This is a genomic window from Olleya sp. KJ81-1, assembly GCF_055808135.1.
This window is the reverse complement of sequence record NZ_CM147854.1, coordinates 138,452-162,149: the sequence shown is the minus strand read 5'-3', so window position 1 is coordinate 162,149 and position 23,698 is coordinate 138,452. Positions and strand designations below refer to the sequence as shown.

21 protein-coding genes are annotated in these 23,698 nt (G+C 32.0%); 19 read left to right on the top strand and 2 right to left on the bottom strand.

All coding sequences use genetic code 11. From position 1 onward, the window contains the following. The first annotated feature begins 7 nt into the window (after positions 1-7). Positions 8-1,495, top strand: a complete 1,488-nt coding sequence (locus AC0L3M_RS00725; protein WP_473431477.1) for a sodium:solute symporter — start codon at positions 8-10, stop codon at positions 1,493-1,495. On the opposite strand, the gene AC0L3M_RS00720 is transcribed toward AC0L3M_RS00725, so the two are convergent. Further along, the gene (locus AC0L3M_RS00720; RefSeq protein WP_473431476.1) at positions 1,479-1,841 is read right to left on the bottom strand and encodes a CoA-binding protein; all 363 of its coding nucleotides are present in this window, start codon (positions 1,839-1,841) and stop codon (positions 1,479-1,481) included. The genes AC0L3M_RS00725 and AC0L3M_RS00720 overlap by 17 nt on opposite strands. Positions 1,842-1,942: 101 nt before the next feature. Between AC0L3M_RS00720 and AC0L3M_RS00715 the strand changes: the two genes are divergently transcribed. Continuing rightward, complete coding sequence (locus AC0L3M_RS00715) at positions 1,943-4,387, top strand: TonB-dependent receptor (RefSeq protein WP_473431475.1); 2,445 nt, start codon at positions 1,943-1,945, stop codon at positions 4,385-4,387. A gap of 402 nt (positions 4,388-4,789) precedes the next feature. Here the strand turns inward: AC0L3M_RS00715 and AC0L3M_RS00710 are convergent, their stop codons facing one another. Then, positions 4,790-5,800 carry a 3-oxoacyl-ACP synthase III family protein gene (locus AC0L3M_RS00710; protein WP_473431474.1) on the bottom strand — a complete coding sequence of 337 codons (1,011 nt, stop codon included), beginning with the start codon at positions 5,798-5,800 and terminating at the stop codon, positions 4,790-4,792. A gap of 245 nt (positions 5,801-6,045) precedes the next feature. On the opposite strand from AC0L3M_RS00710, the gene htpG reads away from it, so the two are divergent. The 17 genes from htpG (at position 6,046) to AC0L3M_RS00625 (ending at position 23,695) form a co-directional block, all read left to right on the top strand. Further along, on the top strand, positions 6,046-7,962 hold the full coding sequence (htpG, locus tag AC0L3M_RS00705; RefSeq protein WP_473431473.1) for a molecular chaperone HtpG: 1,917 nt from the start codon (positions 6,046-6,048) through the stop codon (positions 7,960-7,962). 153 nt (positions 7,963-8,115) lie between these two features. After that, the gene (locus tag AC0L3M_RS00700; protein ID WP_473431472.1) at positions 8,116-8,985 is read left to right on the top strand and encodes a DUF5694 domain-containing protein; all 870 of its coding nucleotides are present in this window, start codon (positions 8,116-8,118) and stop codon (positions 8,983-8,985) included. A 110-nt stretch (positions 8,986-9,095) separates the two neighbouring features. Continuing rightward, on the top strand, positions 9,096-9,434 hold the full coding sequence (locus AC0L3M_RS00695) for a PadR family transcriptional regulator (protein ID WP_145000385.1): 339 nt from the start codon (positions 9,096-9,098) through the stop codon (positions 9,432-9,434). Further along, complete coding sequence (locus tag AC0L3M_RS00690; protein WP_145000387.1) at positions 9,431-9,862, top strand: GldL-related protein; 432 nt, start codon at positions 9,431-9,433, stop codon at positions 9,860-9,862. The genes AC0L3M_RS00695 and AC0L3M_RS00690 overlap by 4 nt, the downstream gene beginning before the upstream one ends. A gap of 22 nt (positions 9,863-9,884) precedes the next feature. Further along, a complete protein-coding gene (locus AC0L3M_RS00685; protein ID WP_292943851.1) occupies positions 9,885-10,070 on the top strand; it encodes a hypothetical protein in 186 nt (61 codons plus the stop codon). A 251-nt stretch (positions 10,071-10,321) separates the two neighbouring features. Beyond that, a complete protein-coding gene (locus AC0L3M_RS00680) occupies positions 10,322-12,559 on the top strand; it encodes a T9SS type B sorting domain-containing protein (protein WP_473431471.1) in 2,238 nt (745 codons plus the stop codon). A 363-nt stretch (positions 12,560-12,922) separates the two neighbouring features. Continuing rightward, positions 12,923-13,354, top strand: coding sequence for a hypothetical protein (locus AC0L3M_RS00675; protein WP_473431470.1), 432 nt, complete (start codon positions 12,923-12,925; stop codon positions 13,352-13,354). Positions 13,355-13,625: 271 nt separating this feature from the next. Continuing rightward, entirely contained in the window at positions 13,626-14,243 is a 618-nt protein-coding gene (locus AC0L3M_RS00670; RefSeq protein WP_473431469.1) for an SIMPL domain-containing protein, read from the top strand. Beyond that, positions 14,244-14,894 carry a hypothetical protein gene (locus AC0L3M_RS00665; protein WP_473431468.1) on the top strand — a complete coding sequence of 217 codons (651 nt, stop codon included), beginning with the start codon at positions 14,244-14,246 and terminating at the stop codon, positions 14,892-14,894. It begins immediately after the preceding gene. Positions 14,895-15,351: 457 nt separating this feature from the next. Further along, positions 15,352-15,648: a hypothetical protein gene (locus tag AC0L3M_RS00660; protein ID WP_473431467.1), complete on the top strand. Its 297-nt coding sequence runs from the start codon at positions 15,352-15,354 to the stop codon at positions 15,646-15,648. Between the two features lie 177 nt (positions 15,649-15,825). After that, positions 15,826-16,860, top strand: coding sequence for a BT4734/BF3469 family protein (locus AC0L3M_RS00655; protein WP_473431466.1), 1,035 nt, complete (start codon positions 15,826-15,828; stop codon positions 16,858-16,860). 129 nt (positions 16,861-16,989) lie between these two features. Further along, positions 16,990-18,792 (top strand): reverse transcriptase/maturase family protein, encoded by a 1,803-nt coding sequence (locus AC0L3M_RS00650; protein WP_473431465.1) that lies wholly within the window; start codon positions 16,990-16,992, stop codon positions 18,790-18,792. Positions 18,793-18,936: 144 nt separating this feature from the next. After that, the gene (locus tag AC0L3M_RS00645) at positions 18,937-19,632 is read left to right on the top strand and encodes a hypothetical protein (RefSeq protein WP_473431464.1); all 696 of its coding nucleotides are present in this window, start codon (positions 18,937-18,939) and stop codon (positions 19,630-19,632) included. Between the two features lie 161 nt (positions 19,633-19,793). Then, a complete protein-coding gene (locus tag AC0L3M_RS00640) occupies positions 19,794-20,456 on the top strand; it encodes a hypothetical protein (protein WP_473431463.1) in 663 nt (220 codons plus the stop codon). 113 nt (positions 20,457-20,569) lie between these two features. Then, entirely contained in the window at positions 20,570-21,133 is a 564-nt protein-coding gene (locus AC0L3M_RS00635) for a hypothetical protein (RefSeq protein WP_473431462.1), read from the top strand. 379 nt (positions 21,134-21,512) lie between these two features. After that, complete coding sequence (locus AC0L3M_RS00630) at positions 21,513-23,348, top strand: Xaa-Pro dipeptidyl-peptidase (protein WP_414692207.1); 1,836 nt, start codon at positions 21,513-21,515, stop codon at positions 23,346-23,348. Further along, a complete protein-coding gene (locus AC0L3M_RS00625) occupies positions 23,348-23,695 on the top strand; it encodes a hypothetical protein (RefSeq protein WP_473431461.1) in 348 nt (115 codons plus the stop codon). Before AC0L3M_RS00630 ends, AC0L3M_RS00625 begins: the two co-directional genes overlap by 1 nt. Positions 23,696-23,698: the final 3 nt, after the last annotated feature.

The following is a 23,698-nucleotide window of genomic DNA, read 5'->3' as shown; positions in this document are numbered from 1 at the left end:
CCCTTTTATGACTTCAATACAAATACTATTATTAATAGCAGCCTATTTTGGAGTGCTAATTTTAATCTCTTATTTTACAGGTAAAGACGACTCAAATGACGTGTTTTTTAAAGGTAAAAAACAATCCCCTTGGTACGTTGTCGCTTTTGGTATGATTGGCGCATCACTATCTGGTGTAACATTTATATCTGTTCCAGGTTTGATTGCTGGACAACAGTTTGCCTATATGCAAGGGGTTTTTGGTTTTTTTGTGGGTTATCTAATTGTATTACTAGTACTTTTACCGTTGTATTACAGGCTTAACGTAACATCTATTTATCAATATCTAGAACAACGTTTTGGAATAGTAAGCTATAAAACTGGTGCCTTTTTCTTTTTACTATCTCGTGTTACAGGCGCTGCGTTTAGATTGTTTTTAGTGGCTTTAGCAATGCAATATATTGTCTTTGAAAAATTAGGTGTTCCGTTTTGGATAACCGTAGTTATATCCATTGCATTAATCTGGTTGTATACTAATCGTGGTGGTATTAAAACAATTGTTTGGACAGACACCTTGCAGACCTTAGCTATGTTAACTTCTGTAATTGTGGCTATATTTTTAATTGTAAACAAATTAGACTGGTCTATAACTGAGGTTTTTAGTAAAGCATCTTTTAAATCAAAAAGTCAACTATTCTTTTTTGATGACGTAAATAGCAGTACTTATTTTTGGAAATATTTTATTGGCGGAATTTTTATTACCATCGCAATGACTGGTTTAGATCAAGATATGATGCAAAAAAACTTAACCTGTAAAAATCCTGAAGATGCTAAAAAAAATATGTTTAGCATGTCTGTACTATTGGTCTTTGTTAATGTTATATTTTTATCATTAGGTGCTTTGCTTTTTATTTATTCAGAGCAGTTTGGCGTTTCAATACCTGAGGTAGATGATAAAGTACGTACCGATTTATTGTTTCCTGAAATAGCAATGAATCAAGGGTTGGGTCTAGGATTACAAATTACCTTTTTAATTGGACTTATTGCTGCTGCTTATAGTAGTGCAGATAGTGCGTTAACCTCATTAACAACGTCGTTTTCGATAGATTTTTTAAATATTGAAAAACTGCCAATAGCCGAACAAAAACCTTTACGTAAAAAAGTACATATTGGTGTCTCTTTATTACTGATTATTGTTGTTGTTATTTTTAATGAATTAGAAGGAAGCGTCGTTAATAACCTTTTTAAATTTGCAACCTTTACATATGGTCCTTTATTAGGATTATTTACTTTTGGTATACTTACCAAACGAAGCATTAAAGACAACTATGCTTGGATTGTTGGCTTGGCTTCCATACTAATTACCTATTTTATTACAGAGCTTCCTGCAAACTTTCCGGATAGTTTTATTGGTAAATACGCCTTCCATTGGGAAATCCTTCCTCTTAATGGACTTATAACTTGTTTAGGCCTGTATTTAATTTCCGCGAAAGCGAAACCTAATACTGATTTGTAGATAATAATACCAAAGTACAAGCAACCTCATAGTCTATTCCGTTTGCTTTTAATATTTGATATAATTCTGGATTTTCTGTACCAGGATTAAATATTACGCGCTTTGGATTTAGGCTTACTATATAATTGTAGTAGTCTTTTTGTCGTGAAGGATTTAAATATAATGTTACAGTATCTAAAGCGTCATAATGTTGTAATTGCGTATCAATGGTAACACCAACCACCTCTCCTGCTTTCATCCCGAAAGCCACAGTATCATGATCATACTTAACCAATTTGCGTAACGCAATGTTGCTATATCTATCTAGCTTTAATGAAGCGCCAAGTACTAAAGTTTTCTTATTCATAAATGTTAAATTTTAAAATAAATGTTATTCAAGCGTAACAGATTACTAATTAAGGCGTCTTTATAGCATAACCAAGTTTCATCAATCAATCAAAATCAAAAATGAAAAAACTACTCACCATTGCTTTACTATTGGTAGCCTATAGTATTCAAGCACAAGACAACACAAACGATTCGCCCAAAATAGGAACCATTACTGGTACTGTATTAGACGTAACACTTGACCAACCCTTACCTTATGTAAATGTAATTGTTAAAGACACCAATAACAAATTAATTACTGGTGGTATTACAAATAACGATGGGCAATTTGAAGTTAAGCAAATCCCAGAAGGTACTAACATTGTTACTATTGAATATCTAGGTTTTTTACCTCAAAATAAAACTATTGTTATTAGTAATGACAACAAAATAATAGATTTAGGAACTATAAATTTAGAAGAGGCTGCAACCAATTTGGACGAAGTGACTATTGTTGCAGAAACCTCAACAATACAGCAAAAGGTAGACCGTAAAGTCATTACTATTGGTAAAGATTTACAGACTGCTGGAGCTACTGCTAGCGAGATTATGAACAACCTACCATCCGTTAGTGTGGACCAACAAACTGGATCTATTAGCTTACGTGGTAACCAAAACGTTAGAGTTATGGTGGATGGTAAATTGTCTAACATTCCTGCAGAGCAATTACTTAAACAAATACCGTCGTCTTCTATTAAAAGTATCGAGTTAATTACTAATCCAAGTGCTAAATATAATCCTGAAGGCATGAGTGGATTAATAAATATTGTGCTTCATAAAAACACAAAAATTGGCTTTAACGGAAACATAAATATTGGACTATCACACGATATTGAAGCTAAATTTAACAGCTCCATTGATGCCAATTACCGTAACGGAAAATTTAATGTCTATGGATCGTACAATAATAGTGTGACTAAAAACTTTAATTTTGGTGAAATAAACAGAATTGAACAGAATATTCAGCAAAAATTTGAAATTTTAAATAATAACAAATCACACTTATTTAAGGTTGGTGTAGATTATTATTTAGATGAAAAAAATACGATTTCAGTCTTTACCAATCAAAACTTATTTGATGGTTGGGTTAACGTAAATTCTGGTATTAACTATTTAGCTAATCCGTCTTTAAACGAATCTCAGTTTACAAGAAACGACAACGATAACGATTCTGAACAATACAACTTTAACTACAAGCATGACATAAATGATGAAGGTCATAGTATCGAGTTAGAAGTTGATCATGATACTTACAATGGTTTTGGATATACTAAAAACACTTTTTTTAGCTCGCAACGTCCAAATTTTGTTGAAGACACAGATACAGATAGACAAAGCACAACTATAAATTTAGATTATAGCAACCCTTTATCTGAATCTGCAAAACTAGAAGTAGGCTTGCAAGCACGATTGTTTAATACCAATATTTTTTATCAATCTGATGCCAGAGAAACTAATCAATTAGGACAATATATACCTACTACAACAACGTTTGATTACACTAGAGACATCTATTCTGCTTACGCAACATATGGAAAAACCCTAGACAAATGGAGCTACCAATTAGGTTTACGTGCAGAGACTGTTAATGTAGACTCTGAGGCTTACAAAAAAGATTTAGCGTCTAATGAGCAAACTAACATTCCGTTTGAAAATGATTATTTTAGATTATACCCTTCTGGATTTTTAACCTACACACCATCCGAGAAAAACGCGTACCAATTTAATTACAGCAGACGTGTAGATCGTCCTGGTATTAATCAGGTTAATCCACTACCAGAATGGAACACGCCTTTAATCTCTCAGTTTGGTAACCAAGCGTTACGTCCACAGTTTACAAACTCGTTTGAAACTAATTACACAAGACAATTAGAAAATGGAAGCATTACAGCTGGAGTATTTTACAGAATTATTGAAGACGAAATACAACAAGCCATATTAATTGACAGAACAGATACAAATAGATTAATTTTTACAGATCTAAACTTTGATAACTCTACTGCTTATGGTATCGAGTTATCTTCAAACTACAGACCTACAAAATGGTGGAGTTTAAATGCTAGTTTTGATTTGTTTTCGCAAACCCAAAAAAGTTTAGCCGAGTCTTTTGACACCAATCAAAATATTATTTTAAATACTGTTAAAATAGACAATGTTGTTTGGAATGTTAGAGCATTTAACAACTTTAAAGTTACAAAAGATCTTAGCTTTTCTGCTTTTGGAATGTATAGCGGAAAAAATAAAAACATTCAATTTGAAATGAATGATATGCTTATGGTAAACCTAGGTATGCGTTATAGCTTTTTACAAAACAAAGCTAGCTTTAGCTTAAGTTACAACGATATTTTTGATACTATGTACGCACAATTTGAAGGAGACAGACCTTATGCTCAAATGGGACGTTTTAACTGGGAAAGCCAACAAATTTCTGGACGTTTAGCGTACCGTTTTGGTGGCGGAAACTATAAAGCAAAAGCAAGAAAACAAAGAGATGATGACACTAAATCTGGAGGCGGATTTATGTAAACCTATAAACAATACCATCTAGAGGTTATTTAGTAGCTAATAAACAGTTAATGGTTAGTGTTTAAGTTAGTTGCTAAATAAAAACCCCAAAGCCTGATCAGCTTTGGGGTTTTGTTTTTAACACGCTTTTTAGTTTATATACTTAACAATGTTAAATACGTGTTAAATACTGATTTTCAGCGTAATAAAATTCACTTTTTGGCGTCTTAATAGTAACAAGACAGTAAATCGTTTTTATTTTTTATTTGAATTAGTCTTCACAAAAAAACCAAGACAAAGATTTATAAAGTTAAGTTTAAGTAGTTAGTTAATAGAAAAAGCCAGAAACATAAATATATGTTTCTGGCTTTTCGTTTTATATCATTTAAGTGGCTTCAAAAGTAAATTAAAGCACTTAAATTGTTACCATTTAATAATTGCACTTCCCCAAGTAAATCCACTTCCAAAAGCAGCCAACACAACATTGTCGCCTTCTTTTATCTTACCTTCTTCCCAAGCTTCCGTTAAAGCAATTGGTATGGATGCTGCAGTCGTGTTACCATATTTCATAATATTGTTAAACACTTGATCATCCGTCAACCCAAATTTTTTCTGGATAAACTGTGCAATACGTAAATTAGCTTGATGCGGAATTAGCATATCAATAGCCTCTTTATCCATATTATTTTTAGCTAATCCTTCCATAATCACTTCGCTAAAACGGACCACTGCATTTTTAAATACAAACTGACCATTCATATGCGGAAAATAACTAGTATCCTCAGGATCGTTATCTGCTATAATATCATTTACCCAACGTTTACCCATTCCTGGTGCAACTAAAACAAGCTCTTCAGCATGCTCACCTTGACTATGTAAATGTGTAGATAATATACCTTTATTAGTATCTTCTTCTCTAGTTAAAACTGCTGCTCCTGCTCCATCTCCAAAAATTACAGTCACACCACGACCTCTTGTGGTTTTATCTAAACCATGAGAGTGCAGCTCGCTACCAATTACCAATATGTTTTTATACATACCAGTTTTTATAAAATTATCTGCAACAGATAATGCATATACAAAACCAGAACATTGGTTACGTACATCCAAAGCGCCAACCGTTTTAATATCTAAAGCGTGTTGTACTTGCACACCTGGACCAGGAAAATACATGTCAGGACTTAACGTTGCAAAAATGATAAAATCTATATCATCTTTATCTATTCCAGCACGTTCTATTGCTTGTTTGGCAGCTTTTACTCCCATTGTTGCAGTGGTGTCACCAGAGCCTTCCTTTACCCAACGTCTTTCTTTAATTCCAGTACGTTCTGTAATCCACTCATCATTAGTGTCCATCATTTTGGATAAATCGGCATTTGTGACGATGTTGTCAGGTACATATTTACCTAAACCAATAATTTTTGAATTGTACATTAATTTTAATTTTATTAATTCTAAGCTATTTTTCTGTTTAAAAAAATAGTATCGCAATTTACTGCTTTCATAAATAACGAATTCACAATTATTTTTTATTCGTTATGCATGCATAATACTTTTATGGTTATTTTAAATGTCATCTTGTCACCTTTCAGCAATTGGCATTTTTGTTGTCTATTACCTAATCAGAAATTAATAGAAGGGTTTCGCTTAAGCGGGACTTAAAAAATAAACATAAAATCATGGCAAAAGGAAATATTAACGTTTCAGTAGAAAACATTTTTCCGTTAATCAAAAAATTCTTGTACAGTGATCACGAAATCTTTTTACGTGAGCTAATCAGTAACGGAACCGACGCAACATTAAAATTAAAACATTTAACTAGTATTGGAGAGTCTAAGTCTGAGTACGGAAACCCAGTTATCGAAGTTAAAATCGATAAAGAAGGTAAAAAACTTCATATTATCGATCAAGGTTTAGGGATGACAGCAGACGAGGTTGAAAAATACATCAACCAAGTGGCTTTTTCTGGTGCAGAAGAGTTTTTAGACCAATATAAAGATAGCGCTAAAGATTCTGGAATTATCGGACACTTTGGTTTAGGGTTTTACTCAGCATTTATGGTTGCTGAAAAAGTTGAAATCATTACAAAATCTCATAAAGAAGGAACTACTGTTGCACATTGGACGTGTGATGGTTCGCCTGAGTTTACTTTAGAGCCACATGATAAGGCTGACAGAGGTACTGAGATCATCTTACATATTGCAGAAGACTCGACTGAGTTTTTAGAAGAAGCACGCATTAGCAGCTTACTATATAAGTATAACAAGTTTATGCCTATTCCAATTAAATTTGGAACTAAAGAAGTAAACGATCCTGACCACAAACCAGAAACAACTACAGATGCTGAAGGTAAAGAAACGACTGAACCTCAGAAAAAAATTACTGTAGACAACATCATAAACAACCCTAATCCAGCTTGGACTAAACAACCAACCGAATTAGAAAACGAGGATTATACTAACTTTTATAGAGAGTTATATCCAGCACAACACGAAGACCCATTATTCCATATTCATTTAAATGTGGATTATCCTTTCAACTTAACAGGTATTTTATACTTCCCTAAGATGTCTCAGGATATGGCTATGCAAAAGGATAAAATTCAGTTATACCAAAACCAAGTTTACGTTACAGATAACGTAGAAGGGATTGTACCCGAGTTTTTAACTATGCTACGTGGTGTGATTGACAGTCCAGATATTCCGTTAAACGTTTCTAGAAGCTACTTACAAGCAGATGGAGCAGTTAAAAAAATTAGCTCGTACATTACACGTAAAGTAGCAGACAAACTTAAATCACTATTTAATAATAATCGTGAGGAGTTTGAAGCTAAATGGAATGACATTAAAATTGTTATCGAATACGGAATGTTATCTGAGGACAAGTTTTTTGACAAAGCAGATGCATTTGCATTATATCCAACGGTAGATGGTAAATACTATACTTACGAGGAGTTATTTAATGCTATCAAAGCAAAGCAAACAGATAAAGACGGTAAATTAGTAATCCTTTACACAAGTAACCAAGATGAGCAACACAGCTACATTGAAGCTGCTAAGGACAAAGGTTACGAAGTTTTATTATTAGATAGTCCGATTGTTTCGCATTTAATGCAAAAATTAGAATCTACTAAAGAAAACATCACCTTTTCTCGTGTAGATGCAGATAGTGTTGACAAATTAATCGCTAAAGACGAAACTGTAATCTCTAAGTTAGATGATGACCAAACTAAAGCTTTAGATGCGTTATTAAAAGACGTAATCCCATCAGAAAAGTTTATGGTACAGTTAGAGCCAATGGATAGCAACGCAACACCATTTATGATAACACAACCAGAATTTATGCGTCGTATGAAAGAGATGCAAGCGTCTGGTGGTGGAGGCGGAATGCAAATGTTTGGTAACATGCCAGAAATGTATAACCTTGTGGTTAACACAAACTCTGACTTAGTTAACGAGATTTTAAATACCGAAGCTAAAGACAAACAAGCGCATTTAATTACGCAAAGTTTAGACTTAGCACGTTTATCTCAAGGTCTTTTAAAAGGAAAAGAATTATCAGACTTTATCAAACGTAGCTACGAGTTACTAAAGTAAATCACATAATTATATCGCTTACGCGGAAATTAAAAACCACCTGTAATAGGTGGTTTTTTTATGCTTGAATATCTCGTTTTTAAAAACTAACTTCGTTATGAATCAATAACATAACAATAGCAATCAACTAATCAATCAAAAAATCAATCCAACATGAAACAGGTTCTCTTATTAGCTTATGTACTTCTTATTGTAAGTTGTAATAACACAAATACACCACCCGAAATATTAAAACAAGACCATAATGTTTCAACTAGTAACGATAAAATTAAAGTCTTAAACTTTGGAAGCTTCCATTTTGGAGAAACCACAGATGCTAACAGTACAGATTTTGATGAGACTAGTCCTGAAGCCCAAAAACAAATAAAACAAATTGCGCAAATGCTAGCTGCATTTAAACCTACCATTATTTGTGTAGAAAATTTACCAAGCTTAAATGACGCATTAAATATAGACTATCAAAAGTTTCTTAAAAACCCAGACCAACTAGACACAAGTTTTGGCGAAACTAGTATGATTGGTTTTGAAGTAGGACGATTAAATGTAGTTAGCAAATTATACGGAATTGACAATCACATGGGTTATAATTATAGCGTTGGCGATTTTTTTGAATCCAGTCCAGACTATACAAACGCTATAGATCCAAAAACCTATTTACAACTCACTAATCAGCCATTTAAAGATTATCCTGAAATGGCTAAACGTGATCAAAATTATGAGACGTTGTCTGTTTTAGAAAAACTAAAATTAATTAACGAGCCTTTACAACTGGATCAATCTATAGTTGCCAATGCAGACAAATTACTATATGTTGGTACTAAGGATAATTTTGAAGGTGCAGATAATGCAGCTAAATTTTATCATAGAAACATGAAAATATATTCTAATCTAAATAGAATACCAATGACTAAAACGGATAGGGTTTTTATTATCATGGGATCTGCGCACACAGCGTTTTTAAGAGAATTTATAAACAGAAGCCCAAAATTTGAAATGGTCAACACCTTAGAGTACTTAAAATAATGTAATAGCTATTAATTATATAGCCAACCATTTCTGGTGGTATTTTTTATACATTCAAAAAAATAATACCTTTTATTAAAATGTATTGTAAAAAAATGTATATTTGACATATGTATAGCAAAGAACTCACCAAAGGAACATTACAACCTATCATTTTAAAGCTACTAAGTCAGCATGATAAAATGTATGGTTACGAGATTACACAAAAAGTTAAAGACCTGACTAAAGGTAAAATAGACATCTCAGAAGGTGCTTTATACCCTATTTTACACAAGTTAGAAAGCAATAATATTTTAGAAACCGAAAAAGTTTACATTGGTAAACGCGTCCGCAAATACTATTCTGTAACTAAATCTGGACAGCAAGTTATTATTGATCAAAGCCATCAGATTAACGATTTTATTAAAACCCTATCGTTAATATTTAACCCTAAACCAACCGTAAAATGAGACTATCAGACCAAAATATAGACTACATAACGACCAATTTAGAGTTATATGGTTTAAAAAATCAAGACTTAAAGGAAGACATCTTGGACCACATTTGCACCTATCTAGAAAACGAAGAACAGCTTAGTTTTGACGAGGCTTACAAAATAGCAATTCAGCAATTTGGAGGCTACTTATCCATTACCCAAATACAACAAGAAACCAACGCACAACTGTATTTTAAATCAGCAAAAAACAGAAACAGAGTCCTTATTATTTTAGAGTTTATTACTGCGTTTATAATAATTACAGGTAGTTTATTTAAAATCATGCATTGGCCTTATGCAGGCATTTTAATTTTTTCTGGATTTCTATTTTTAATATGCATCACATTGCCTTTATATTTTTATAATAAGTATAAAGAACAAACACTTAAATATCAATCTTAATACGAACATTAAATCAATCAAAATGAAAAAATCAGTTTATGTTTTAGGCTTTTTAGCCTTATTTACCCTTAGTACAGCATCATTATTTAAAATTATGCATTGGCCTTATGCAGGCATTCTAATATTTGTAGGCTTCTTGCTATTTAATTTTGGATTTTTACCAACACTATTTTATAAGCTGTACAAAAAAGACGCTATTAAAAATTAAATTATCGCTTTCGCGGAAATCAAAAACCACCTAAAACAGGTGGTTTTTTTGTATTATACAAGACCCAATAACATTAGATATTAATAACCAATACGTTATAGTTTTAATAAAAACACAGGATTTTGCTAGTTAATAAAAAAGTGTAGTTTTGTTACACGTATAAAATCCCTAACTAAAATCGCTTTTACTAACCACGATTTTATGCCAAACGCTAACCAATTATTTAAACCATAATCGCTTAATTAATCTAAATGAAATCACTTCTCAGTTTTCTAATTTTCACTGTATGTATCTCTTTCAGCTATTCACAATGTAACAACAAAGTACTATTTATTGTAGACGATTCAGGCTCTGTTTCTTTTTCAGAACGTCAAGACATGGAAGCCTCAATTCAGCAATTATCTAATCAAATATTTAGTCAAAATCCATTAGCCGAAATTGGACTAGTGCAATACGGACAACCTAATTCAACATCAACCTCTCAACCAAGTTACTACCTATCCTACCCTTTTACTGTAAATCCAACCATTAGTATTCCTGATAATCCTGGAGGTAATAATTTAATACAGGACGTGTTACCAAACTCGATAAACACCATGATTAATGATGGCTTATTTACAACTGGTGGTGCATTTGAAAACACAACATCCATATTCATATTTACGGATGCACTAATCGCCTCAGATTGCTCTTCAGTATTAACAAATTGTAGTAGTTGTAACGTCCCAGCGTTGTCTTGTGGATATGATTACCTAACAGACTTAAGTAACAGTTTAGGTGGTATACCAATATCTACCTATCGTGTCATTAGTAGTTTTAGTCCAGGAACTGCAGAAGGTATTCAACAAGGCGCTGGTGTTTTGATAGAAGGTTCAAACTTTCAGTTAAACAGTACGCAAATTGATTTACTAACAGACAGTTTAATATGTATTGATGCAGATTATGATGTCTTTAATACCTGTATTGGAGACACTACACAATTCACTCTAACAACATCAGATCCAATTTCCTCAGCATTATGGGATTTTGGTGATGGTAGCCCAACATCGTCAGATTTAAACCCAACACATACCTTTCCTGCACTTGGAGACTACGTTATAACCTTAACGTTAACTAGTAATGGTGAGGTCGTTACAACCACTAACACCATAACAATAAGCGACATACCAGTTGCTAACCCAATACCAGATTACATTCTTTGTGATGACTTGTCCAACGACCAAACAGAACTGTTTGACTTAACCACAAGAGACGTCTTTATATTAGGATCGCAATCTGCAGCAGACTTTACAATTAACTATTTTGCAAATTTTACAGATGCAGACAACAATCAAAATGCATTAAGTACCAATTACTTTAACACCTCTAATAACCAAGATATATTTGCAAGAATTTACAATACAAATAATCCAGATTGTTATAGCATTACAGACTTTAAGCTAATTGTGGATGCACAACCTATTGCTAATCCAGTGTCTGATTTTATAGTTTGTGACGACGACACTAACGATGGTATTGCAACTTTTGATTTATCAAACATAGATAGTGAGGTGTTAGCAGGACAATCTGCAACGACCTTTACTGTCGTCTACTATTTAACTAATTTAGACGCTATTGGTGATAATAATCCATTACCAAATAATTATACCACCACATCAGCCAATCAAATAATTTACGCTAAGGTATTTAACACTAGTAATACAGACTGTTTTGCAATAACGACCGTAAATCTTATTGTAGATGTTAAACCTGTTGCTAATCCAGTACCAGATTTTATTAATTGCGAAAACGACCCAAGTCTAATCAATTTAAATCAGTTTAATACTACAGTACTTGGCACACAAAATAGTACAGACTTAGTGGTAACTTATCACACCTCAGAAGCTGATGCAATTGCAGGGCAAAACGCCTTATCAAACAATTACCAATTAGACCAAACAACAACACTATATATTAAAGTAGAAAACACAAATGGTATTGGCTGTTACGACATTACAACAGTAAACCTATCCATTTTTGAATTCCCTTTTTTAGACGCTAAAACTATCGAAGACTGTTTACCAAATAATTACAATATTAATGCAGATATTGGAGTCACTAACGCGACGTATTTATGGGATTCTGGTGAGACTACAGCAGCAATTAATGTTAATAGCTTTGGCGAATATAACGTGCAAATTACCATTGGTAACTGTACAAAAAATCAAACCATCACGTTTGTAAAAGCTAATAACTGTAACATACCACAAGGTATATCTCCTAATAACGATACACTTAACGACTTTTTTGATATTAGCTACCTAGAAGTAGACAATATTGTAATTTATAACAGATACGGAACCGAAGTGTACAGTAAAGCCAATTACGCTAAAGAGTGGAATGGACAGTCTAACTCTGGACAAGAACTGCCAACCGGAACATATTACTACGTTATAAAAACCAAAACAGACCCTAAGCCTTTAACTGGTTGGGTATATTTAGCTAGATAACATAACGCTTTCGCGGAAATTAAACACCACTTTTTAAAGTGGTGTTTTTTTATGTTTTTATTTAGTTAATCACTCTTAATGCAATACAATATTCCTGAGTACTAATTATTATTTAAAAAAATCTAGTGCTAAATAATTGTAAATGAATACTTAAAAAAAGCATCCAAAAACAATTATATTTTATAATCATTCTAAACAAACGCAACCTCTTAAATATCAGTACAGATAAGGCTTAACGCAGAAAATACACGTAGTTATACGTACAAAAACAATCCAAAAAAAGATATAAGTTTGCTTCACCTTTTTAACTATAATAAAGGAATATAAACAAACTAATATCAACCAAATTTTAAACAAGAATTTATGAAAAAAAGTACTTTACTAATCATGGCTATTACAGTGTCATCTTCATTTTTATTTTCCAGTTGTGGAGTAATATTTGGAGGTAGCAAGTACAATGCTCAAATTGAAGTAAAAGATCATCCAAACGCATTAATTTATGCTAATGGAGAAAAGATCGGAATGGGTGAAGCACGCTCTCAATTTAAAAGAAACCAACCTTTAAAAATTGAAGTAAAGCAAGACAACTGTGAGCCTAAAACAAAAAATTTCGAGAACAAATTCAGAACTGGTAATTTTATTTTAAGCACAATATCTTTTGGATTAATCGGAGTTGGTGTAGATTTAAGTACTGGAGCAGCATACAAACCAGATCACAAAAATGACACTAGCATTGAAAAATTATCTACTAAAAACTTCAAGTTTACAGTAGACTATTCAGAATGTAAAGAATAACAATTATAGTAAGTTATCAAAACCACCTTTTCAAGGTGGTTTTTTTATGCTCTAATTTTAGTTTACGGATTACCGTAAAAAATAATGTACCCAGAAAGGTAACTTAGCTTTTGACAAATAAATTTACGTAGTAATACGTATAGATTAATTAAATTAAAAGAACTACATTGGACTACCGAATGATTTTAAACATTAAAATGCACAACTATTAATTAGTAAAATAACCACACAATCGCTTCAATAAAAAAAACATCCCAAAGCATAACCAATTATGAAAAAAACACTTCAAATTTTATTAGTAACCTTAATTTTTTCTACAACCATTTATGGTCAATCTACTGAAAGATTCATTCGTATTATCGGAAACGCAAAAAAAGAACTAACCGCTAATAAAGCCAAAGTACAATTAACAATTACCGAACAAAAAGCAACTAAATACAAAGAGGACTCAAAGGACATCGCATTTGAAGAGGTATATAATACTACCATTGCAGAGCTTTCAAAATACGGAATCGCAGAAAGTGATCTTGAAGTAATCATTCAAAGTAAAACCTACTCTAGAGCCACCAGTAAAAGTTATTATTTTACAACAGACATAAACACCCTAGAAGATATCGCAAACATAACAGTAGATGGTGTAAAAATAACTGACATCAAATACTTGTATGATACTTCTGATGAAGACCTAGAAACAGAATTAAGCCTACTAGCTATTAACGATGCTAAGCGAAAAGCAAAAACAATTGGTGACGAGATAAATATGACTATTGGAAAAATTCTTAATATCGAAGTCAAGGAATCTTCCTTTGGAACCGATAGTGTAGAAAGCAAGAAAAACGAAATCACAAAATCGTACAGAATAGCAATTACCTTTAAACTAGTTGATTAAATGAAGTTATATATACTAATCCTATGGTTTATAACTTTTGCCCATTACAGTCAAGCGCAAAGTATAACCTTACGTATTTTAGGGCAATCCAACTATACTGAATATGCTGAAAGCAACGTAGTGTTACTATCTGTCCAACAACATGATATCACAAAAATAGAAGCTTTAAAAGACTCGCTAACAGCAAACGGATTGGACAACACAGTCGTTAAAGTGGCCACGTCAAAAAACCAACAAATAACCCATTACAAGTTTGAAAATCAAGACCTAAATACATTTGACAACGTATTGGTTTGGTGTAGTGCATTGCAAATTAATGTTTACAAAGTCTATTTTAAAATGCCAGAACACCAATTTAAAAACGAGGACGACCATGCTGTTTTGGCACTAAAAAATGCCAATACACAAGCAAAAATATTAGCCACCCATTTAGGATACAAAATTGATACTATTCTAAATATTGATGACGAAACCACCTATGCAAACCCAATATATGACACCATTGATTTTGATAGTAGTAAAGGACAAAGGATGTTAAAGTTTCTTGAGTTATTAAGTAACAGAGACGTAACCTATGACACCAAAAGTAATAGTCCATCAAAATCTGGAGGCTATAATATATGGGTAACATACAGACTAACAAAAACATAACAACCATTTACAACAAATTATTTATGCTTTTATTTTTAGTTTACGGTTTACCGTAAATTATAATGAAACAAGTGTTATAACTTAGCTTCTGACAAATAAATTTACGTAGTTGTACGTATATTATAGTTGTAAAAAATAACCTAGTTTTGGCTAGCCTTATTAAAAAATAAAAGGAATAAACTCCTTTGGGAGTTTGTTTGATTGTTGTGCAACATATGAACAAAAACGATTTCCATAAAGAACAAGAAAGAATTAAACCGATAATTATTTTATGGATTAAGCGAATTTATGTCGTAGCATTCAATATTTACGCTTGGTTTTGGTTATTTCGAGAAATATTCATTAGAAACACAACTGAATTTGAACCCTATCTGCTTTGGTTTTTTACGACAGCAGGTATGTACTATTTTGTATTGGAAAACCAAGACGTATTTATTAAATCAAAAAAATAAAAATTATGGCAACTATAACAGACTTTCAAGAATGGTTAGACAACCTTAACGAAACGAATATTGAAGAAATTTATAATCTATACGAAAGTATAATTGGAGTAACCCAAATGGGCGGATTTGAATGCTCTCAAAACAATGGAAAATTATTCATAAAAACTGACGAAAATGATTCGACTCTTATGCTTGCAAGCGGAAAAGCAATTAAAGCATTTTTGGACAAACTTGATTCTGAATATGGTGGCGACTTTGGTTGGGTTGGAGGTCATTATGAATTCGTGCGAGCGATGAACAAAGATGACTAAAACCAAACTCTGAAAATAAATACGTTGCACAACACCGTATATAATTTATTGCTGGTTTCTCGCCCACTTACGAAAGTCCTCTCGGACTTTCTTGGTCGGTAATTATTTACTAAATTAGTTGCTTGAAACACGCAACAAACTATATACAACAACGTTAGCTGCAACCAAAACCAACCAATGAACATAGAATTGAAAAATATTAAAGTTTCATACCAAGAAAAAGCTTGGTCAAGTATTTCGAAAGAAATAACCTTGAATGAAACTTTAAGCATTATCGATTCTGAATTATTGAAAGGTAAAATTGAAAAATTAAGAAAAGAGCTCGAAATTGGGAATAAAGATTACTACGATAATAATAAAAAGTCATTACCTGCTGTAACCTTTTCAGCAACATTTCATGGAAATAGAAGAAAAGGGAATCTAAAAGAATACAACCAAATTCTAGTCATTGACATTGATAAACTCTCAAAAGAAGACATGACAAATGTTGGAGAAACCTTGGAAAAAGAACCAATTGTGTTTTCTTTTTGGAAATCTCCTTCAAACAAAGGTTATAAAGGTTTAATAAAATTAAGTTTTTTAGAAAATTTCGAGGAAAATAACACCGATTTTCAACATAAAAATGCGTTTAATTTAATTTCAAATTATTTCTTAGAAACCCACAATATTGAATTAGATAAAAGTGGTAGCGATATAACAAGACTTTGCTTTCTTTCTTATGACCAAAAAATTATAATTAAAGAGAGTATTAAAGAATTTAAAGTTAATAACTCAAATATTCCAATAACAACTAAAAAAAATAAAGAAACTAATTCTACCATAAAATTCAGTAGTAATATAGATGCTTTACACAATTCATTAAACAGAAATGACCCTTATGACAGACGTTTAATGAGTAATATCATAAGACATTTAAACAACAAAAATCAGACTATAACTGAAACTTACGAAAATTGGTGTAAAGTGGCTATGGCAATTGCAAACTCTTTTACATTTGATGTTGGTAAAAACTATTTCATTAAATTAAGTAAAAGAGATTCTAATAAATTCAATGAAATAAATTGTATAAACTTCCTTACAAACTGTTACGAAAATAGAAAAGGAGAAGTATCTTTTGCAAGTGTAGTTTTTCTTGCAAATAATATCGGATTTAAAACAAAATATCAAAAAAATAATGGAGTACCGAAGGCGGAAGGTGAAAGCCTCGAGTGAATATCATTTCTCATAAACGGTAAGGTTTTGCCAGAGAAACTTAAAAGAAACCAATGACTTATATGTCAGTATCTTTGTCAATATGTGCATTTTGCACTTTATACAGGGACTCCATTATTTTAATAACTTATGAAAGAATTTAATAAATACTTTAACGAGACAGATATAATAAGACAACTGTGTAAAATAAGGGTGAAAATTGCTAAGAACAGAAACAAAAAACACTTATTACATTTACTTACTACAGATGAAGATTACAATTATCATATAGAAAATAATTCAAAAGAATCGAACGAATTTGAAATTTACCAAAAAGATATAAATGATAAATTAAAATTATTATTACCACCAAGAAGGCAATGGATAAAGGTTGGTTCTTATTCAAGAATTAAGGATAAAGAAACAAATGAGCTTCTTACTTCTAATGATAAAAATTTTTACGCACTTTTAAAGACAATTCGAACACACAAAAAAAATAAATCTAAGGAACAATGGTTTATTAATTTAATGATATTCGTTTCAGAAATTCAACAAAAAGCCTTGTCTAATTCTTATTCCGTTTCAAATCCTTTAATCTTTCCGAAACTAAAAGAACCAATAAAAAAATCTCATAAAGAGAAAAATGATTGTAGACCAATTAGTATGTTCTCAATAGAAGACAGAATAATACTGAGCTTAACAAATAAATTTCTAACATCAATACTTGATAAACATTTTAAAGATTCTTCTTATGCTTTTCGTTCAAAGAAAATAGATAACAAAACCATATCACATCATAACTGTATTAGAGATATAATAAAATACAAAAAAAGCAATCCTGCTTCAGAATTATATGTAATTGAGTGTGATATGAAGAAATTCTATGACACAGTAAATCATAAAATTGCATTTGATATTTTTAAAAAATTAATTGATAAAGTAAATCAAGAATTACCTCAATTAGATTTAAAACAACCTATTCATATTTTTAAAAGTTTCCTAAATTGCTATTCATTTAATAAAAATGTAAAAGAAGCTGACAATCCTAATTATTGGGATTCCTACGAAATACCCAATGGTTCTTTTCCTTGGGTAGACAAAGACCTTTCTCTATATTACGAGAAAGACCATAATGAAAGAATTGGAGTTCCACAAGGTGGAGCTTTATCTGGATTAATTGCAAATATATACTTAAATAAAGCTGACATTGAACTCGAAAAACTTCCTGTACTTTATTTAAGATTTTGTGACGATATGATTGTAATACATAATGAAAAAGAACAATGTGAAATAGCAAAAGAAGTTTACTTAAAATGTTTAGAAGAACTAAAACTATTTCCACATAAATTTAAGCTTCCTGATGAATTGTATACAGTCGCTATTAAAGACAGAAAAACTAATTATAAAGCATTTTGGAATGGAAAATCTAAAGGTCCTTATAAATGGACAAACTCTTTTGAACAAGGTCGTTTTCCTTGGATAGCTTTCGTAGGTTATGAAATAAATTTTGATTGTGAAACTAGAGTTAGAAAAAGGTCATTTAATAAAGAGATAATTAAACAATCTAAAATAGTTAATGAGATAACTAAGGCTATTGAAGAAGAACAAAGATGTAAAAAAGGAACAGCTATTGAATCTGCCATAAACAGATTAATTGGAATGTCTGTTGGCAGAATTGGTTTAGATAACTTTAGCGAAGTTTCAACAGATATGTGTTGGAAAAATGGTTTCCAAGAATTAGAGTTAAATAAATTTTCGAAAGTCCAAATAAAGGAATTAGACAGAAATAGAAGTAAGTTATATTATGACCTGTTCAAGAAAATAAAGGAATTAGAAAAAGAAAATGACGAAAAAATAGAACGTGGAGAAGATAATAGACAACATAAAAAATATGATAAACCATTTAGTTATTATTATCAAATTCTAGAAAGAAAGAAAAATGTCAGCAGCTAACACCGCATATAATTTATTGCCAGTTCTTGCCTACTAACGTAAGTCTTTTTAGGATTTTCTATCAGGTTTTTATTTTTTAAATTAGATTCTCAAACACACAAAAGACCATAATACAATCACGTTGTGATACTTTTTAAAATTAATATGAATACAAGATTATTACTTTTCATTTTTTCAATGATGCTCATATCATGTGCTGGAGTTAAAAAAAATTTCGTCGTACCTGAAACGTATACAAAACTACTCCCAAAATTAAATAAAATTAAAAGCTCAGAAATTGGAAGCATTGTTGTTTATAAAGAAAAAGGGTTTCAAAATGATGCTATTGAAATAGTAAATACATTTAATATTAAACCTGATGGCGTTATAAAAGTAATTGAAAAAGGTACAATCTTTATCATGCAGTATAATACCAATGATTATGATTTTTATAGTAGTGCTTCTAATTCAGAATTTGGCGTTGCTATTCCTAGAAATGGGGAAAATCCATTGATTTACTTTAAAAGCATTATTGATGGCATTTACTCAACCGGAACTAATTATAATGGACTAACCTTATTAAAACCAAAAGAACAAATAGACTACAATCACATTAAAGTAAGAACAAAGCATAAAGATTACTTTAAAGAAGAATTTATTTATAATGGTCGTGTTGGTAATGCACTTAAATTTATTTATCGAGAATACATAAATGATTATGCAAGACCTTCTTTTACACAAGAAGTGCAGTATGATTTATCAGAGAATAAAATTATTGGTTTTCGTGGTATGCGCATTGAGATTATTAATGCCACAAACACAACAATTGAATACAAAGTTTTAAATTATTTTGAAAAATAAAAACGTTGTGCAATTGTCAGTATTATCCATTGCTGTTTATAAGTGTCTTACTTAAATCCACTCGAATTTTCTGTTCTGTTTATATTTACTAAATTACGCACACAAACCACGTAACTAAATAAACACAATCACGTTTTTAACTAGCATAAAAATCAAAACTCATGAAATACAAATTTAATCGTAAAACAAAATTTGGATTCCAAAATATAATGGTCATTTCAACCATTTTTAGTGTTTTACTATGCTTTTCATGTAAGGAAGAATCTAACGCGTTGAAAACCACAGAAAGTGATTTAATGACAAAAATAAATGCTGTTCAGGAACAAGTGATGGCTCAAGGTAATATGACAGCAGAAGAAGAACAGGCTTTATTAAGTTTATGTAGCATTGTGTCGCATGATGACGGTTTAGCAACTTATACTACCGACAATAGTATGCTATTAAAAGATGTAGACCTTCCTCCAGTCTATAATGGTTGTGAAGCGCTCTCAAAAGAAGAAACTAGAGCCTGTTTTGATAATAAAATAGCGACGTTTATTAAAAGAGAGTTTAACTTAAGTGTCTCTAAAGATTTAAATCTTTCTGATCCTAAACAAGTGGACGCCTTTTTTATTATCAACGAAGACGGTAATTTAACAGGAATGAAAGTGAGAGATTCAGAAGTAACCATTCAAGCAGAAATCTTAAGAGTGCTTAGAAAAATGCCTGTAATGCAACCTGCTAGCCACAATGGAAAACGTGTTTCTGTATTATGTTCCATAGTCGTAACATATGGGAATACAATAAATGTAGACGTTGTTTATATTCCTGAAAGACCAGAATAATCTTTAATATACTAACAAAAACATATTGGCTACAATGGTTCTAGACCATGGATTGTTGCTAACTACTTTTCACAATTAAAACCTAACAAAACAACCAACTACCCAAACCAAAAATGAAAAACACCTTCACCTTAGTGCTACTTGTATTAACTGCAATGGTTACTCAAGCACAGATAACCAAAGACAAATCATTAAATGTGCAATTAGGTTATGGTATTTCTGCGCCTTATAACAGTATTACAGACGTAGCAGATAAAGGTGTTTTTGCACAAACCGAATTAGTCCTTAAAGTTAAATCTTGGTTAGAGCTAAGACCTTACGCTGGTTTAATTATAACAAACTCTAATGGTAAGGATTTAAACAACAATCCTACCTTTGAGATTTCCGAAACTAAAGCATTTTTACTTGGTGGTAAAGCCAGATTACGTGCACCAATTCCGTGGGTTGCGCCTTATCTAGAGCTAGGAATCGGAACATCCATAGGATCTTTTAAAACCTTAACTGCTTTTGATTTTGTAGACAAAGGTGGAATTATTTATCATATTCCGTTAGCGTTTGGTTTAGAACTAGGTAAAAACAACAATGTAGATTTAGGCTTCACCTATTTTTTTCAACCTTCGGTTAAACAATTTGCTGGCGCAATTGCTGTTGGTGTGACCTTTCCGCTTAATAATTAAAAGTGCAATACTACTCAGCATTAAAAAGTTAACCAATATAAAACGCAACACTCCAAGATTAGTACTATACATAGTCCTTGTTTTAGCAACCCTAATTGATTTAGTCATAAATGGATTCCCTAAAAACGATAATACTTATAAATCCATTGGATTAGTAGTTATACTTGTTGTTTTAAATTATTTAATTTTTAAAGACATTCAATCTATAGTCAAAAAAAGATGCTAAAACCTTAGGATAGCATTGGGTTTTATAACAATCCGCTATTACAAACACCCAAAATTCAGCTTTAAAACATTTACAATTCCCTTAACATTTAAGCGCTTTAGGTGTTATAAAAAATAACTAACTTGTAACCAACAAACTTTACAACCAGTTATTATGACAACATTAAGTATGACGTCAAGGCTTTTTGCAGCACTATTTTTAGTGGCTACAATGGGTTTTGCACAAGACAAAACGGTTCCTGTTTTTGAAAATGGAGAAGCGCAAATTGTCGAAGGATTTAGCAACTACAAAGATTACATAAGACATGACCTTTGGGTACAAACTACATTTAACACAGATGGAGACGACACCTTAGATCGTGTACATGTGTCTGTAACTAGACCAAAACAAACAGATACTGAAGGTTTAAAACTACCTGTAATTTATGTAACTAGTCCTTATTTTGCTGGAGTTGCACCAGATGTTCCAGGTATTATGTGGAATGTAGAGCATGAGTTAGGTGAGTTACCGACCCAAGAGCGTGCACATCCTGAGGTAAAACGTTTAGGAGAGCGTCCAATTATATCAAATTCGCATATCTCTAAATGGGTTCCTCGTGGTTATATTGTTGTACACTCGTCGTCTCCAGGTACAGGATTATCACAAGGTAGCCCAACCGTTGGTGGACCAAACGAAGCATTGGCACCTAAAGCAGTTATTGACTGGTTAAATGGTCGTGTTAAAGGATACACAACACCTGATGGTGATGAAGAGGTTAAAGCCTTTTGGTCTACAGGAAAAGTTGGTATGACAGGGACGTCGTATAATGGTACATTACCTTTAGCTGCTGCGACAACTGGAGTGGAAGGTTTAGAGGCTATTATCCCAATTGCACCTAACACCTCATCATATCACTACTACAGATCTAACGGTTTAGTGCGTCATCCTGGAGGTTATTTAGGTGAAGATATTGATGTACTATACGATTTTATACATAGTGGTGACGAGAGCAAACGTCCTTACAATAACAAAACGGTTAGAGATACCGAAATGGCTAACGGAATGGACAGAAAAACAGGAGATTTAAACGACTTCTGGAATGATCGTGATTACCTAAACCAAATGGATGGTATGAAAGCTGCATTATTAATGTCTCATGGTTTTAACGACTGGAATGTGATGCCAGAACATAGTAACCGTATTTACCAAAAGGCTAAAGCAATGGGATTACCAACCCAAATTTACTATCACCAAAATGGACATGGTGGACCACCACCAATGACTATGATGAACCGTTGGTTTACGCGCTATTTACATGGTGTAGAAAATGGTGTAGAAAACGATAAACAAGCTTGGATTGTTAGAGAAAACGATAAACGCGATCAACCAACTGCTTATGATGCTTATCCAAATCCAGAGGCTAAAGACGTGACTTTATTTTTAAATAAAGGTGGTAACCAAATGGGAATGCTAACTACAAAAGCTAGCAAACGTCAAAAAACAGAAACGTTAGTAGACGATTTTACCATTTCTGGGAAAGACCATGCGCAAGCATCAAACTCGACACACAGATTATTATACGCAACACCAACTTTAAAACAAGATTTACACTTATCTGGAGAAAGTACTATTAGCATAAGCTTATCTAGTAGTAAACCTGCTGCAAATTTATCGGTTTGGTTAGTCTCGTTACCATATACAGACGACGCCAAAGTATTAACCGATAATATTATTACACGTGGTTGGGCTGATCCTCAAAACTATAAGTCGTTAACAGAAAGTGAGCCTTTAAAACCTGGTCAGTTTTATGACTTAACGTTTAAATTACAACCAGATGATCAAATTATTAAAGCTGGTCAGCAAATAGGATTAATTATCTTTTCTAGCGATAAAGACTTTACAATCCATCCAAAACCTGGTACTGAGTTAACAGTAGATTTAGACAAAACAACACTAACATTACCTGTTGTTGGTGGTTTAGAAGCTTTAAAAGCTGCAACTGAATACTAATGACTATTGTTATTAACAGTATTGAAATCAATAAGGCCAACATCCTAAATTTATTATCTAAAGGTAAAAAGCTTCAAGCTATTAAAACCGTTAGAGAACAATTGGATGTTGGTCTTTATGAAAGTAAAATTATAGTCGAAAATTTAGAACAAAATCCTAATTTTTACGACGGAAGACCACACACGATTTCAACAGATTTCCCAGACATGGAAACCCTAGATACTGATCCTATTAAAACATCTAGTGGTCATATTATATCAGATACCTCTAGCAAATTTAAAGACACGGTAATTATCTTTTTAATTATAGCTATTGTGGTATTATTATTAATTCAATTTAGCAAGTAACCT

What these genes read in the sequence shown, in the direction of transcription:
- AC0L3M_RS00715 (WP_473431475.1), top strand. Translation starts at nt 1,943, where the DNA reads ATGAAAAAACTACTCACCATTGCTTTACTATTGGTAGCCTATAGTATT.
- AC0L3M_RS00635 (WP_473431462.1), top strand. Translation starts at nt 20,570, where the DNA reads ATGAAAAACACCTTCACCTTAGTGCTACTTGTATTAACTGCAATGGTT.
- AC0L3M_RS00690 (WP_145000387.1), top strand. Translation starts at nt 9,431, where the DNA reads ATGAGACTATCAGACCAAAATATAGACTACATAACGACCAATTTAGAG.
- AC0L3M_RS00725 (WP_473431477.1), top strand. Translation starts at nt 8, where the DNA reads ATGACTTCAATACAAATACTATTATTAATAGCAGCCTATTTTGGAGTG.
- htpG (WP_473431473.1), top strand. Translation starts at nt 6,046, where the DNA reads ATGGCAAAAGGAAATATTAACGTTTCAGTAGAAAACATTTTTCCGTTA.
- AC0L3M_RS00680 (WP_473431471.1), top strand. Translation starts at nt 10,322, where the DNA reads ATGAAATCACTTCTCAGTTTTCTAATTTTCACTGTATGTATCTCTTTC.
- AC0L3M_RS00650 (WP_473431465.1), top strand. Translation starts at nt 16,990, where the DNA reads ATGAAAGAATTTAATAAATACTTTAACGAGACAGATATAATAAGACAA.
- AC0L3M_RS00625 (WP_473431461.1), top strand. Translation starts at nt 23,348, where the DNA reads ATGACTATTGTTATTAACAGTATTGAAATCAATAAGGCCAACATCCTA.
- AC0L3M_RS00685 (WP_292943851.1), top strand. Translation starts at nt 9,885, where the DNA reads ATGAAAAAATCAGTTTATGTTTTAGGCTTTTTAGCCTTATTTACCCTT.
- AC0L3M_RS00675 (WP_473431470.1), top strand. Translation starts at nt 12,923, where the DNA reads ATGAAAAAAAGTACTTTACTAATCATGGCTATTACAGTGTCATCTTCA.
- AC0L3M_RS00665 (WP_473431468.1), top strand. Translation starts at nt 14,244, where the DNA reads ATGAAGTTATATATACTAATCCTATGGTTTATAACTTTTGCCCATTAC.
- AC0L3M_RS00640 (WP_473431463.1), top strand. Translation starts at nt 19,794, where the DNA reads ATGAAATACAAATTTAATCGTAAAACAAAATTTGGATTCCAAAATATA.
- AC0L3M_RS00670 (WP_473431469.1), top strand. Translation starts at nt 13,626, where the DNA reads ATGAAAAAAACACTTCAAATTTTATTAGTAACCTTAATTTTTTCTACA.
- AC0L3M_RS00630 (WP_414692207.1), top strand. Translation starts at nt 21,513, where the DNA reads ATGACAACATTAAGTATGACGTCAAGGCTTTTTGCAGCACTATTTTTA.
- AC0L3M_RS00645 (WP_473431464.1), top strand. Translation starts at nt 18,937, where the DNA reads ATGAATACAAGATTATTACTTTTCATTTTTTCAATGATGCTCATATCA.
- AC0L3M_RS00660 (WP_473431467.1), top strand. Translation starts at nt 15,352, where the DNA reads ATGGCAACTATAACAGACTTTCAAGAATGGTTAGACAACCTTAACGAA.
- AC0L3M_RS00655 (WP_473431466.1), top strand. Translation starts at nt 15,826, where the DNA reads ATGAACATAGAATTGAAAAATATTAAAGTTTCATACCAAGAAAAAGCT.
- AC0L3M_RS00695 (WP_145000385.1), top strand. Translation starts at nt 9,096, where the DNA reads ATGTATAGCAAAGAACTCACCAAAGGAACATTACAACCTATCATTTTA.
- AC0L3M_RS00720 (WP_473431476.1), bottom strand. Translation starts at nt 1,841, where the DNA reads ATGAATAAGAAAACTTTAGTACTTGGCGCTTCATTAAAGCTAGATAGA.
- AC0L3M_RS00710 (WP_473431474.1), bottom strand. Translation starts at nt 5,800, where the DNA reads ATGTACAATTCAAAAATTATTGGTTTAGGTAAATATGTACCTGACAAC.
- AC0L3M_RS00700 (WP_473431472.1), top strand. Translation starts at nt 8,116, where the DNA reads ATGAAACAGGTTCTCTTATTAGCTTATGTACTTCTTATTGTAAGTTGT.